Annotated in this window: 11 protein-coding genes and 1 pseudogene; 9 read left to right on the top strand and 3 right to left on the bottom strand. The window is 64.7% G+C overall.

Annotated elements, in window-relative coordinates:
- Nucleotides 1-98 precede the first annotated feature (98 nt).
- The 7 genes and pseudogenes from CHB97_RS25250 to CHB97_RS25220 all read left to right on the top strand — a co-directional run.
- A pseudogene (locus CHB97_RS25250) lies at nt 99-410 on the top strand (ATP-binding protein); the annotation flags it as partial.
- Nucleotides 411-758: 348 nt separating this feature from the next.
- Nucleotides 759-2,996, top strand: a complete 2,238-nt coding sequence (locus tag CHB97_RS25245; protein WP_089290798.1) for a TonB-dependent receptor — start codon at nt 759-761, stop codon at nt 2,994-2,996.
- Nucleotides 2,997-3,068: 72 nt separating this feature from the next.
- On the top strand, nt 3,069-4,025 hold the full coding sequence (locus CHB97_RS25240; RefSeq protein ID WP_089290791.1) for an alpha/beta fold hydrolase: 957 nt from the start codon (nt 3,069-3,071) through the stop codon (nt 4,023-4,025).
- Nucleotides 4,022-5,389, top strand: coding sequence for a tetratricopeptide repeat protein (locus tag CHB97_RS25235; protein ID WP_200820127.1), 1,368 nt, complete (start codon nt 4,022-4,024; stop codon nt 5,387-5,389). The genes CHB97_RS25240 and CHB97_RS25235 overlap by 4 nt, the downstream gene beginning before the upstream one ends.
- A complete protein-coding gene (locus CHB97_RS26930) occupies nt 5,386-7,929 on the top strand; it encodes an ABC transporter substrate-binding protein (protein ID WP_089290793.1) in 2,544 nt (847 codons plus the stop codon). The genes CHB97_RS25235 and CHB97_RS26930 overlap by 4 nt, the downstream gene beginning before the upstream one ends.
- Nucleotides 7,926-8,741, top strand: coding sequence for an ABC transporter permease (locus CHB97_RS25225; RefSeq protein WP_089290794.1), 816 nt, complete (start codon nt 7,926-7,928; stop codon nt 8,739-8,741). Before CHB97_RS26930 ends, CHB97_RS25225 begins: the two co-directional genes overlap by 4 nt.
- Nucleotides 8,738-10,330 (top strand): ABC transporter ATP-binding protein, encoded by a 1,593-nt coding sequence (locus CHB97_RS25220; protein WP_089290795.1) that lies wholly within the window; start codon nt 8,738-8,740, stop codon nt 10,328-10,330. Before CHB97_RS25225 ends, CHB97_RS25220 begins: the two co-directional genes overlap by 4 nt.
- A gap of 167 nt (nt 10,331-10,497) precedes the next feature.
- Here the strand turns inward: CHB97_RS25220 and CHB97_RS25215 are convergent, their stop codons facing one another.
- Genes CHB97_RS25215 through CHB97_RS25210 form a run of 3 tightly spaced genes read right to left on the bottom strand, consistent with a single transcriptional unit; the run spans nt 10,498 to nt 12,439 of the window.
- On the bottom strand, nt 10,498-11,496 hold the full coding sequence (locus tag CHB97_RS25215) for a P1 family peptidase (protein ID WP_089290796.1): 999 nt from the start codon (nt 11,494-11,496) through the stop codon (nt 10,498-10,500).
- Between the two features lie 47 nt (nt 11,497-11,543).
- Nucleotides 11,544-11,720 carry a hypothetical protein gene (locus CHB97_RS26565; RefSeq protein ID WP_160106259.1) on the bottom strand — a complete coding sequence of 59 codons (177 nt, stop codon included), beginning with the start codon at nt 11,718-11,720 and terminating at the stop codon, nt 11,544-11,546.
- Nucleotides 11,720-12,439 (bottom strand): GntR family transcriptional regulator, encoded by a 720-nt coding sequence (locus CHB97_RS25210; RefSeq protein WP_244559707.1) that lies wholly within the window; start codon nt 12,437-12,439, stop codon nt 11,720-11,722. Before CHB97_RS25210 ends, CHB97_RS26565 begins: the two co-directional genes overlap by 1 nt.
- A gap of 146 nt (nt 12,440-12,585) precedes the next feature.
- Between CHB97_RS25210 and CHB97_RS27155 the strand changes: the two genes are divergently transcribed.
- Together CHB97_RS27155 and CHB97_RS25205 are read left to right on the top strand one after the other, a co-directional pair.
- Nucleotides 12,586-12,762 carry an ATP-binding cassette domain-containing protein gene (locus CHB97_RS27155; protein ID WP_371333141.1) on the top strand — a complete coding sequence of 59 codons (177 nt, stop codon included), beginning with the start codon at nt 12,586-12,588 and terminating at the stop codon, nt 12,760-12,762.
- A gap of 16 nt (nt 12,763-12,778) precedes the next feature.
- Nucleotides 12,779-12,993: hypothetical protein (locus tag CHB97_RS25205; RefSeq protein WP_143271325.1), on the top strand; the 215-nt coding region annotated here is incomplete at its 3' end.

Here is a 12,993-nt window from a genome sequence, read left to right as displayed (position 1 = left end):
TCTTCTTACGCCGCCGCCTGTGTCGGGGCATGCCCCGACACAGGCGATCAATACCCGCCATTCCAGCATGCCGTCAGATTTAGTCCAGACTTTTACACATGACACGCCTGGATCTCGTGATTCTGGACGAACTCGGGTACCTGCCGTTCAGCGCATCTGGCGGTGCGCTGCTATTCCACCTGCTCAGCAAACTCTATGAGCGGACCAGCGTCATCATAACCACCAACCTCAGCTTCAGCGAATGGGCCACCGTCTTTGGCGATGCCAAAATGACCACCGCCTTGCTCGATCGCCTCACACATCGCTGTCACATCGTCGAAACCGGAAATCACAGCTTTCGTTTCAAAGCCAGCACTGCCGCAGCATCCGGCAAAAGAAAGGGAAATCCACATGCCTTGACCCAATCATGAACCAAGCCGCATAACTCAATGGTGGGTCATTTCTCGATGGAAATCCCGGGTCAGTTCCGCGTGGAAATCAACAACCAAGCTTAACGCCGAACAAAAACTGTCCGCTCACTGGGGACCAGCTCTCCTGGCAGACCCTTCCCACCCTTGCCCGCTATTTCGGCGGGGCAGGGCATGATATAACATCTTAAATTTGTATAATTTTATTATATCGCATATATGTGTGAAATTTGGCTTTGTAATTCCTATAATATAAGTAGATAATATTTCATCGACGATGACCTCATCGCGGCGATGAACCACATTCGCATCAGCCCGATGAACGCCACTGCCTTTGGGGAGCTTAAAAATATGAAATTCCGCCTTTCCGTCACCACAGCGCTGGCGTTCGGATCCCTGGTATCACCGTTTTCTGCCTTGGCACAGAACGCCCCGGCAGCCGCAGGGCAGGGCGGGCAGGTGGAAGACATCATCGTCACCGCCCAGCGCCGGTCTGAATCCGCCCAGAATGTCGGTGTAGCCCTGTCGGTGTTGAGCGGGGAAGAGTTGGCCAGGCGCGGCCTGTCCAATGTCAACCAGTTGCAGAACCAGACGCCCAGCCTGGAAGTGGTGCCGGCCTTCGGCGGTGGGCAGCCACAGTTCCGCCTGCGCGGCGTGGGGTTTGAGGATTACGCCACCAATAATACCCCCACCGTTGGCGTCTATGTGGATGAGGTGGCCTATCCGGTGCCGGTGGCGACCCAGGGTGTGCTGTTCGATATTGATCGGGTGGAGGTGCTGCGCGGGCCGCAGGGCACGCTTTACGGTCGCAACACGACGGGTGGTGCCATCAACTTCATCTCCCGCCGCCCCACGGCGGATTTCAGTGCCGGGATCGATGCGCAATATGGCCGGTTTGATGAATTCAAGGCGGAAGGTTTTGTTTCCGGCCCCATCAATGACAAGCTGCGGTTTCGTCTTTCCGGGGTGACGGAACAGGGCGGCGGTTTCCAGAAAAACCGCGTCACCGGCCAGCATCTGGGCGATGCCGACCGCCTGTTCGGCCGGGCGCTGTTGGAATTCACGCCGTCGGAAACCACCACGGTGACGTTGAACCTGCATGGCGGGCGCGACCAGTCGGAACAGACCGGGCTTTACCTGTTCCGACCCTTCACCACCCAGGGCTATGGCGCCACACCGGGCCCCACCATCCCGGCCGATACCAGCCGGCGCGCCACGGGCTGGGGGTTCTCGCCCAGCTTTGCAGCGCTGAACGGTTTCGCGGCCGATGCCAAGCCGCAGAAGGATAATGAAAGCTATGGCGGCAGCCTGACGGTGGCATCGGACCTGAGTGAGCAGGTCCGCCTGACCAGCATCACCGCTTTTGACCATCTGGACCGGCGCGAGCTGGCGGACTGGGATGCCTCCGCCAGCCGTGAATCCGACACCTACTGGGCCAGCAATATCGATGTCTTCTCCCAGGAACTGCGCTTGTCCTCCCTCGATAATGGGCGGTTTTCCTGGGTGACCGGGGCCTATTATTCCCATCAAGACCAGGATGAGACGTTCCGCACCGATTTCAGTCAGAGCTTGGGCTTCATCACCGACACCGCCTATCGCCAGAAGGTGGATTCAATCAGTGGCTTTGGCCAGGTGGGCTATGAACTGACGGAACAGGTGAAGCTGGTCGCCGGCCTGCGCTATGAAAATGAAAAGCGCAAGCTGCGCGATTTCCGCACGGCCATTGGCGGTGCGCCCACCTTCAGCAATGGCAACCGCGATCAGGAACTGAACGAGGGTACCGGCAAGATCGGGCTGGAATTCCGGCCGCAGGAAAATCTGCTGCTCTATGCCAATGCCAGCCGGGGGGTGAAATCGGGCGGATTCACCGTCTATAACTCCCCCAATGCGGAGCAGATTGATCCGTTCAAGCCGGAAACGCTCTATGCCTATGAGATCGGCTTCAAATCCGACCTGCGAAAGTCGGTCCGGCTGAACGGTGCCGCCTATTATTATGATTACCGGAACCAGCAGGTGCTGGGCACCATCGTCAATCCCCAGCGCGGCCTGATCGGCCGTATCGTCAATGCGCCCAAATCGGAAATTTACGGTGGGGAGCTGGAATTGACCGTCACCCCGCTGCACAATCTGCGCCTGACCCAATCGGTCGGGTTCAAGAAGGGGGAATATAAGGATTACAGCAACATCAATACCGGCTCCCTGACCCGCAATCCGGTTACCGGCCTTTATTCGGCCAGCACGATTGACCTGTCGGGCACCGCCATTCCGCTGGCCAACTGGTCCTATCAGGGCTCCGTCGCCTATACGATCCCGGTGGGCCGTTTTGCGGTGGAGGCGCAGGCCGATTATGCCTATCGCGACAAGCTGCCGTCGTTCCTGGGTTCCGGCTATGACCTGCCGTCGCGCTGGATCGCCAATGCCACGCTGACCCTGCATCCCGATGAAGGGGGCTGGTCGGCGGGGCTGTATGGCCGCAACATCTTCAATACGGATTATGACAATACCCGTAACTTCTTCCTGCCCAATGCCAATATCGCCTCGCCGGGGCGCCCCGCCACCTATGGCGTGCGCCTGACCTATGAACTGTAAGGGCTGGCGCAACGCTGAGCTGGTGGGCGGGATCGGCCCCGCCTGATACAAGTCTACCGAAGGAGACGGGGCATGAAGATCGTGGCGGTGATTGCGGGCCTGATACTGGTTCTGGTGCTGGTCGCGGCAGGGGGCTGGCTTTATCTGCGCGCCCCCGATATTCCGGCAGCGGAGTTACAGGCCCAGTATGGCCGCGCCAATTCCCGCCATGCCGATCTGTCGGGCGGGGTGCGGCTGCATTATCTGGAAAGCGGGCCGGCGGAGGCGCCGGTGCTTTTCCTGGTGCATGGCTTTGGTGACAATGGCTTTTCCTGGGACGGCTGGACGCAGGTGCTGTCGGCCAATTACCGCGTCATCGCCCTGGACCTGCCCGGCCATGGGCTGACGGAGGCGCCGGCCGATTTCCCCGCCGCCCCCGATCGCTATGCCGATCTGGTGGAAGAACTGGCGGTGAAGCTGGGCTTGGGCCGCATCGCCATTGCCGGCAATTCCCTGGGCGGCGGTGTGGCCTGGCAATTGGCCGTGCGCCATCCGGACCGGCTGTCACGGCTGATCCTGGTGGATGCCGCCGGCTGGCCGGCCGTCAGCTTGCAAGACCCGCCGCTGGCCTTCAAGCTGATGCGCTATCAATGGGGCCGCGATCTCCTTGCCTCCATCGATAACAAGCCGCTGATCCGCGAAGGGCTGAAGCGCGATGTGGTGGATCAGTCGGTGCTGACCGAAGCCTTCATCCAGCGTTGGGCCGACCTGCAGCGCTTGCCGGGTCACCGGCCCATCCTGATGTCGCTCAACCCCGGATCGCTGACCGCCTCCAACGAATTGCTGGCCGGCATCCAGATCCCCACGCTGATCCTGTGGGGGGAGGCCGACCAGATCATTGACGTGGCGGCGGCACAGAAATTCAAGGCGGCCATCCCGCAGGCGGAACTGGTGATCTATCCCAATGTCGGCCATCTGCCGCAATGGGAGATACCGGCGCGTTCCGCCGCCGATGTGGCCCGCTTCCTGGACAGCAGCAAGGGTGAATGATGCCAAGGGATCTGCTGGGCAATCCTGTTTCGGTTCCGGAAGCAAGCCTGCCGGCCATCAATGATTTCGTTGGCGGTATGATCGCCTATGAGGCGCGGGCGCTGAATATCCTGCCGGCGGCGCAGGGGGCCGATGCGCCGGTCCTGGTGCATCTCTATGCCGGGTTCCTGAACCTGCTGGCAGAGGCGCCGGGGGCGGCAGAGGCGGCCCGTCCGCATCTGGACGCCGCCCGGCTGCGGCTGGCCACGGCGAATGAGCGGGAGCGGCGGCTGGCGGATGCCCTGGCCGCCTGGGTCGCCGATGATATTGACGGTACGGTGGCCATCTTGTCGGCCATCCTGGCCGATCATCCGCGCGATCTGGCGACACTGAAACTGCTGCATTACCATCTGTTCAACCATGGCGACTTTCCCGCCATGCTGCGGGCGGCGCAGGGTGTGGCGGCGGTGGCGCCGGACTTGCCCTATCTGGGCGGTTGTCTGGCCTTCGCCTATGAACAGCTGCATCTGCTGACAGAGGCGGCGGCGGCGGCCTGCGCCGGTCTGGCCATTGTCCCGACCGATCCCTGGGCCCAGCACGCGCTGGCCCATGTCTGGCTGACACAGGGCCGCATTGATGAAGGGCTGGCGGCCCTGACCGCATGGTCGCCGGGCTGGCAGGGGCTGAACAGCTTCATGGTCACCCATCTCTGGTGGCATCTGGCCCTGTTCCATCTCAGCCGGGGGAATGCACCGGCGGCGCTGGCAATCTATGACGCCCAGGTCTGGGCCCATGCGCGGGATTATTCCCAGGATCAGGTGGGGGCTGTCTCCCTGCTGGCCCGGCTGGAACTGGCCGGGTACAGCGTGGGCGACCGCTGGGACGAACTGGGGACCTATCTGGCCGCCCGCGCCACGGATGTGGTGCAGCCCTTCCTGTCGGTGCAGTACGCCTATGGTCTGGCGCGGGCGGGGCGGGCGGAGGCGGATCAATTGCTGGCGGCCATCGCTGATGCGGCGCAGAGAGCACCGGACCATAGCCGCGCCACATGGCGCGATGCCGCCCTGCCGCTGGCGCGTGGGCTGGTGGCCTTGGCACGCGGGCAGGCGGCAGAGGCCTTGCCGCTGCTATCCGATGCCGTGCCACGGCTGGCCCGGCTGGGCGGCAGCCACGCGCAGCGCGACCTGTTCGCCCAGTTCCTGCTGGATGCGCAGATCAAGGCCGGTGCCTGGGTGGAAGCACAGCAGGCGTTGGAACTGCGCCGCGCGTCCGATCCCGGCAATGTGCCGCTGAACCGGGCGCTGGCCGCCCTTTATCGCCAATTGGGCTTGCCGCAACTGGCCGAACAAGCGGCCGCGCGGGCCGACGGGCGGGCGACGGCATGAGGCTGTTTGCCGCTTTTCTTGCCCTGTTGGCCTTTCTGCTGCTGCCGGTCGCTGCCCCCGCCGCCCTGCGCGATACGCTGCGCGTCGGCTTGCAGCTGGAACCGCCCAATCTGGACCCGACCAGCGGGGCGGCCACCCCCACCGATGATGTGACCTATGGCACCATCTTTGAAGGTTTGACCCGCATTGCCGCCGATGGTTCCGTCCAGCCCCTGCTGGCCAGCGGCTGGACGGTCTCGGCGGATGGGCGCACCTATCTGTTCGATCTGCGGCCCGGTGTGCAGTTCCATGATGGCAGCCCGTTGAGTGCCGATGATGTGGTGTTCAGCCTGTCGCGGGCCATCGCCCCCAATTCCACCAATGCCCAGGCGCAGGCCCTGCGCGCGATTACATCGATCACCGCGACCGGGCCCTTGCAGGTGCGCATTGAACTGGCGGCGCGCGATTCCGGCTTTCCCACCCTGTTGAGCCTGGGCGATGCCGTGATCGTCTCCCGCCAGTCGGCGGCGCGGCTGGCCACGGCCCCGGTTGGGACCGGCCCGTTCCGCTTTGTCGAATGGCGGCGTGGCGATGCGGTGAGCTTGCAGCGCTTCGATGGCTATTGGGGCCTGCCGGCCCGTCTGTCGCGGCTGGTTTTCCGCTTCATTGCCGATCCCAACGCCGCCTATGCTGCCATGCGGGCCGGTGACCTGGACCTGTTCCCGGACTTCCCGGCACCGGAGGTGATGGGCCAATTGGCCGCCGATCCCCGCCTGAAACTGGCCGTCACCCCGTCGGAGGGGGAGGTGATCCTGGCGATCAACCAGCGCCAGGGGCCGCTTTCCGATATCAGGGTGCGACGCGCCATCGCGCTGGCCCTGGACCGGCAAGCCATCATCGACGGGTCGATGTATGGCTATGGCACCCCTATCGGCAGCCATTTCCCGCCGCAGAACCCCGACTATGTCGATCTGACCGGGCTTTCCCCGCATGATCCCGCTGCCGCCCGCCGGCTGCTGGCCGAGGCGGGCCATGCCGACGGGCTGGACCTGACCTTGAAACTGCCGCCGCCGGCCTATGCCCGCCGGGGTGGGGAGATTGTGGCCGCCCAATTGGCGGCTGTGGGCATCCGCGCCCGGATCGTCAATGTCGAATGGGCGGGATGGCTGGATGAAGTTTATAAAAGGCATGATTTTGATCTAACCGTCATCAACCATGCCGAGCCTTATGATTACGAAATCTATGGCCGCACCGGCTATTATTTCGGCTATGAAAGCCCGGCTTATCGCGCCTTGCTGGCCGATCTGAAGACGGCCCCCGATCAGGCGGCCCGGCATCGCATCCTGGGTGATCTGCAGCGCAAGCTGGCCGAGGATGCGGTCAATGCCTATCTCTACCAGTTCCCGCATCTGGGCGTGCAGGACCGCGATCTGGCGGATATCTGGCTGAACAGCCCCAACCAGATGCTGGATTACAGCCGGGCGCATTTCACCACCGGTGCTGCAGCGGCGGGCGAAACGGTTCAGGCCGCTGCCGCTGTCGGTGGGGGTGGCTGGCTGCTGCTGGGGGTGCTTGTGCTGTTGCTGGGGCTGGCGGTCTGGGGCTTTGGTCCCGCCTATGTGCTGGCCCGGCTGTCGGTGCTGGCCGGCACCCTGCTGGCGGCCAGCATCCTGATTTTCGCCCTGGTGCAGGTGGTGCCGGGCGATCCTGCCGCCTTCATGATGGGGCTGAATGCCACGCCGGAGGCGATTGCCAATCTGCACCGGGAATTGGGGCTGCAGGGTTCCATCCCCGCCCGTTACCTGGATTGGCTGGGCGGGCTGCTGCGGGGCGATTTCGGCATTTCCTATACCTATCGCGTGCCGGTGGCGGACCTGATCGGCGAAAGGCTGGCGCTGTCCCTGCCGCTGGCCTTGCTGGCCACGCTGCTGTCCCTGCTGATCGGGCTGCCTGCCGGCTATCTGGCGGCGGTGCGGCAGGGCGGCTGGGTGGACGGGCTGCTATCCTGGATCATGCGTCTGGGCATTGCCGTGCCGGGCTTCTGGCTGGCCATTCTGCTGGTGCTGGTCTTTGCACTTGGCTTGGGTTGGTTTGCCGCCGGCGGCTTTCCCGGCTGGGGGGCGGGCATCGGCCCGGCCCTGTCGGCGCTGGTGCTGCCGGTGCTGGCCCTGGCGCTGCCCCAGGCGGCCATCCTGGCCCGCGTGGCGCGCGGCAGCCTGATTGAAACCCTGCACAAGGATTTTGTCCGCACCGCCCGCGCCAAGGGGTTGAGCCGGGGCCAGGCCATCCGCCGCCATGCCCTGCCCAATGCCATGGGGCCGGTGCTGACCTTGCTGGGCCTGCAGGTGCCGTTCCTGCTGGCCGGTGGAGCGATTGTGGAGAATGTGTTTTATCTGCCCGGCCTGGGCCGGCTGGTCCTGCAGGCCATCGCGCAGCGCGATCTGATCGTTGTGCAGTCTGTCGTGGTGCTGCTGGTCGGGTTCACCGTCATAGCCTCCCTGGCCGTTGACATGGCCGCCGCCTGGATTGATCCGCGCCTGCGGGATCGGGGGGCGTCATGAGAAAGGGGCGCAATGTGACGCTATGGCTGGGGTTGCTGCTGACGGGCCTGTTTGTGGCGGCGGGGCTGCTCTCCCTGGTCTGGACGCCCTTTGACGTGGCGGTCCTGGATGTCGGCAGCCGTTTGCTGCCGCCTTCTGCCACGCACCTGCTTGGCACCGATCATCTGGGCCGCGACCTGCTTTCCATGTTGCTGGCGGGGGCTTCGGTGTCGCTTTCCGTCTCGTTGCTGGGGGTAGGGGTGGCCCTGGTGGTGGGGGTGCCGCTGGGGCTGCTGGCGGCGGCGCGTGGCGGCTGGGTGGATGAAGGGCTGATGCGCAGCGGCGATCTGGTCTTCGCCTTTCCCTGGCTGATGCTGGCCATCCTGCTGGCGGCAACGCTGGGGCCGGGGGCGTCGAATGCCGTGCTGGCCATCGCCATTTTGAACATCCCTGTCTTTGCCCGCCTGACGCGGGGGGAGGCTCAGCGCCTCTGGCAACTGGATTTCGTGGCTGCGGCCATGCTGGCCGGCAAGGGAAGGGGACTGATCTCCCTTCAACATATCCTGCCCAACCTGTCCGGCCCGCTGTCGGTACAGGCGACGATCCAGTTCTCGCTCGCCCTGCTGGCGGAAGCCGGCCTCTCCTATGTCGGGCTCGGGGTGCAGCCGCCAGCACCAAGCTGGGGGCGGATGCTGGCCGATGCCCAGACGCTGATCGGCACGGCCCCCTGGCTGGCCATCGTGCCGGGGCTGGCCATCCTGCTGGCCGTATTCGGGTTGACCCTGACCGGTGACGGGCTGGGTCGCCATTTCCGCCGGGGGGAAGGGGCATGACCATCCTGTCATTCCAGAATGCCGGCATCCGCTATGGTGACCGGGTGGCGCTTTCCGGTTTCAACCTGGATATCGCGCCGGGACAGATTGTCGGCCTGATCGGGGAATCCGGTTCGGGCAAATCCAGTGCCGCCCTGGCGGCCATGGGCCTGCTGCCCGATGGGGCGGTCCTGTCGGGCCGGGTGCTGCTGAACGGGCAGGATTGGGCCACGCTGACGCCTGCCCAGGGGGACCGGTTGCGCGGCCGGGTGGCCGGCATGATCTTTCAGGAACCGCTGACGGCGCTGAACCCGATCCTGTCCATTGGCGCCCAGGTGGCAGAGGCGGTGCGGGCGGCGCGTGGGCTGGGCCGGTGGGCCGCCTGGGACAGCGCGCTTGGCCTGCTGGACCGGGTGGGGCTGCCCCCGGCAACCTTCTCCCCCCATCGCTTCCCGCACCAGCTTTCCGGCGGGCAGCGTCAGCGGGTGGGGATCGCCATCGCCATTGCCGGCGGGCCGAAATTGCTGATCGCGGATGAACCGACCACCGCGCTGGACGTCACCACCCAGGCCCAGGTGATGGATCTGATCGTGCGGCTGGTGCGGGAAGGGGACATGGGCCTGCTGCTGGTCAGCCACGATCTGGGGTTGGTCGGGCAGGTGGCCGACCATATTGCCGTGCTGAAGGATGGCCAGTTGGTGGAGCAGGGGCCGGCCGGGGCCGTGCTGACCCGCCCCGCCGCCCCCTATACCCGTTCCCTGCTGGAACGGGCGCGGCACCAGCCCTTGCGGTCACCGGCCATTGATCCGGCCCGCCCGCCCATCCTGTCCGTCTCCGGCCTGTCGCGGGTCTATCCCGGCACCCGCCAGGGACTGTTCCGGCGGGGGGAGCCGGTGCGGGCGGTGACGGATATCAGCTTTGATATCGCCCCCGGCGAAACGCTGGGGGTGGTGGGGGAAAGCGGGTCCGGCAAATCCAGCCTGCTGCGCTGTGTGCTGGGGCTGGACCTGCCGCAGGCCGGCCAGATCCTGCTGGATGGGCAGCCCCTGCATGGCCGCACGGCCCCTGAACAACGCGCCTTGCGACGGCAGATGCAGGCGGTTTTCCAGGACCCCGCCGGCAGTTTCAACCCGCGTCAGCAGGTGGAAACCATTGTGGCAGAACCGCTGCACCTGCTGGATACACCCTTGCCGGCGGCAGAGCGGCGGCAGCGGGTGGAAAAGGTGCTGGAACGGGTCGGCCTGTCCGCCGCCGATGCCACGCGCTATCCGCACCAGTTTTCCGGTGGGCAGCGCCAGCGTATCGCCCTGGCCCGCGCCTTGATTGTGGAGCCCAGGCTGGTGGTGCTGGATGAGGCGGTGTCGGCGCTGGATGTCTCCATCCGCGCCGATATTCTGGACCTGCTGGCCCGGCTCTCGGCGGAACTGGGGCTGGCCTATCTGTTTGTCTCGCACGATCTCTCGGTGATGCGGGCCATCACCGACCGGGTGCTGGTGATCCGCCAGGGCCGGATCGTGGAACAGGGGCCGACGGCAAAGGTATTGTCAGCACCCGAGCATCCCTATACCGCGCAATTGCTGGCCGCCACCCCGCGCCTGCCGGGGGCGTAAAATCATCGGTCAAAATTCTTGGCCGATGGTACGGCGGCGACTGCCGCCGCGCCGCTCGTGCGGCGTAGCCAAGCCAGCGGAGGCTGGCGCCGGCGATTGAGGGGCAAGAAAGCGTGACCAGCGGTCATGATTTCGTGCCGCCGGCGTAAGAAAAAAGGGGGGATGGATCATCCCCCGGCCTGGTGAACCCCCCGCGCGATGGCACGGGCCAGCACGTCGGCGGCGGCGGACCCGATGCGGGCCGCCTGCCATTGCCGGGTGCGATCATCCCCCAGCGGCACGGCCCCGCTGCCAATGGCAAAGACCAGATCGCCATCGAACGGCGTATGCACGGGGCGGATGGCGCGGGCCATGCCATCATGCGCCATGATGGCAATGCGCTTGGCCTCCAGCTTGTCGATGGCGGCATTGGTGGCCACCACCGCCAGGGTGGTGTTGGCACCTTGGTTCAGCCGGCCCAGTTCCCGCAGTCTGGTGACATCCGGCGTGGGGTCCGTTACCGGTGGGGCCGCCGGATCGGGCCGCCGGTTGCCGAACTCCCCCTCAATCTCGTAGGGCCAGGCCCAATAGGTGCTGTTGTCGGGCATCAGCACCGATCCGATCGGGTTGACCGCCACCAGGGCCGCGACCATCAAGCCATCGCCCAAATCCAGGGAGGCGGTGCCGATCCCGCCCTTGATGTAACCGGCCATGGCGCCGCGCCCGGCCCCAACGGAACCCAGCGTCACCTCTGTCCCCGCCGCTGCAATCGCGGTCGCCCCCAGGGCGCGGTAAGGAGAAATTTCACCCCAATCCTTGTCACCGGGATTGTTCAGATCATGCAGCACGGCGGCGGGCACGATGGGGATGGCCCGCCCGCCGGGGCGCAGCCGCAGCCCGACATCGCGTTCCGACAGATATCCGACCACCCCATCCGCCGCCGCCAACCCGAAGACCGACCCGCCAGACAGGCAGAGCGCATGGATACCCCCCACCACATTTTCCGGCGACAGGGTTTCCGTCTCCCGCACGCCGGGGCCGCCGCCCCTTATATCGACAGCGGCCACCCATGGGCCGCCGCAGCGGATGACGGTGACACCGGACCCGATTTTCTCATCGGTGGCATGGCCAACCAGCAGCCCTTCAATATCGGTGATGCTGTTGCGGGGGCCGGGACGCGGATTCATCAGTCTGCCTGTTGCAGCCGTTGGAGGGCGTCATCAAAGCAGAAAAATCAAAGCGTATCCAGGAATCGCCCGACACAGTTCAGAATGACGGACATGCCGACCTTGCCGCGTGCAAGAAAAAGGAATGATCGGCGGACTGTCGGCCCGGATGCCGGATCGGTCTGCAGCAGCCCATCGCGGGTTAACAGCGGCAGGTCCGGCGTCAGGGCATAGGGTCGCTGCATTACCCACCCCAGCGGTGGGACAGAATAAAACTATACCGTTCCGGGCGTACAAAGAAGGTGGATTGCACCGCCGTCGACTGGTCCGCGAAATAGGATCTGCGGTCCATGACCAGCAGCGGTGTGCCGGGCCGCACCTCCAGCATCGCCGCCGCCTCGCCCTCTGCGGCGGTGGCCTTGATCTCCACATCGGCGCCGCAGACGGGCTTGCCGACCACGTCATTCAGAATGGAATAGATGGGCGTATGCTGGGCATTCAGCCAGTCATACTGTGCCAGGGCTGAGGGCAGAATGCTGCGGCCCAGGGCAACCGGGCTGTTATCCACCAGATGCAGACGCACAGCCACCAGGCAATGTTCGCCAAAATGGGCGCGCAGTTCACGCGGGGTGGATGTGAGATCGGCCCGCAGGTGCCGCATGGTGGCGTTCAGCCCTTGCAGCTTCAGGGATTCGTGAAAACTGCGCAGCGTGTCCAGCGGGTGGCGCATCCTGGTGTCGGCGGTAAACGTGCCTTTGCCCTTGCGCCGCACGATCAGACCCTCGGTTTCCAGCAGGTCCAGCGCTTGGCGCACGGTGACCCGGCTGACCGCGAAACGGTTTCCGATTTCTGCTTCGCCGGGCAGGCGGCCTGACGGTTCAAACAGCCCGGCGGCGATTTCATCGCGCAGGCGCACCGCGATCTGGCGGTACATCGCCGTCGCATTTTCCCGCACCAAACTCACCGCCGCCTCCTGTCGCCTTCACCAGACGGCGTCCTTGATGCCACCCGGCCGGGGTGGTTTCAACGATTTCAAGCCGGGGGGGTGCCAACATGTATTGTAATGTATTATCGTAAACTCATCGTGAAATAATCTAATGAACACTGAATATGTCGTTGTTATTGGTTTCGCCTCGGCCGGCGCCATGTTCCTCGGGGTGTGGCAAGACCGCATCGATGAACCTGCTGTCGGGTTTCCTGGCACCGCAGGTCGGTTCCGTCACCATCAATGGTCAGCCGGTTCATCCGGAAATGGCGGCCCTTGGCTATACCGCACCTGGCATCTGAACGAAGGAACCTATTCGTGACCGACATTGCCGCCAATCCGGGCCATATCGCGCCCCTGGGTCTGTATGAACGCAATCGCGCCCGCCCCTTCCTGGGGCACACCACCTGTTCACACGGCCGTCTGGTGGCCGGCGAATGGACAGAGGTGCAGTTGGTTTACGAAGTCGGTGCCTCCGGTCTGGCCGACGGTGCCGCCATCAAGCTGGCCATCAAATTTTATTCCGACTGGGC

The sequence above is a fragment of the Azospirillum sp. RU38E genome (assembly GCF_900188385.1).
Lineage (GTDB): Bacteria > Pseudomonadota > Alphaproteobacteria > Azospirillales > Azospirillaceae > Niveispirillum.
This window is presented reverse-complemented; position numbering and strand designations above follow the sequence as displayed.

What these genes read in the sequence shown, in the direction of transcription:
- CHB97_RS25240 (WP_089290791.1), top strand. Translation starts at nt 3,069, where the DNA reads ATGAAGATCGTGGCGGTGATTGCGGGCCTGATACTGGTTCTGGTGCTG.
- CHB97_RS25225 (WP_089290794.1), top strand. Translation starts at nt 7,926, where the DNA reads ATGAGAAAGGGGCGCAATGTGACGCTATGGCTGGGGTTGCTGCTGACG.
- CHB97_RS25235 (WP_200820127.1), top strand. Translation starts at nt 4,022, where the DNA reads ATGATGCCAAGGGATCTGCTGGGCAATCCTGTTTCGGTTCCGGAAGCA.
- CHB97_RS27155 (WP_371333141.1), top strand. Translation starts at nt 12,586, where the DNA reads ATGTCGTTGTTATTGGTTTCGCCTCGGCCGGCGCCATGTTCCTCGGGG.
- CHB97_RS26930 (WP_089290793.1), top strand. Translation starts at nt 5,386, where the DNA reads ATGAGGCTGTTTGCCGCTTTTCTTGCCCTGTTGGCCTTTCTGCTGCTG.
- CHB97_RS25245 (WP_089290798.1), top strand. Translation starts at nt 759, where the DNA reads ATGAAATTCCGCCTTTCCGTCACCACAGCGCTGGCGTTCGGATCCCTG.
- CHB97_RS25215 (WP_089290796.1), bottom strand. Translation starts at nt 11,496, where the DNA reads ATGAATCCGCGTCCCGGCCCCCGCAACAGCATCACCGATATTGAAGGG.
- CHB97_RS26565 (WP_160106259.1), bottom strand. Translation starts at nt 11,720, where the DNA reads ATGCAGCGACCCTATGCCCTGACGCCGGACCTGCCGCTGTTAACCCGC.
- CHB97_RS25220 (WP_089290795.1), top strand. Translation starts at nt 8,738, where the DNA reads ATGACCATCCTGTCATTCCAGAATGCCGGCATCCGCTATGGTGACCGG.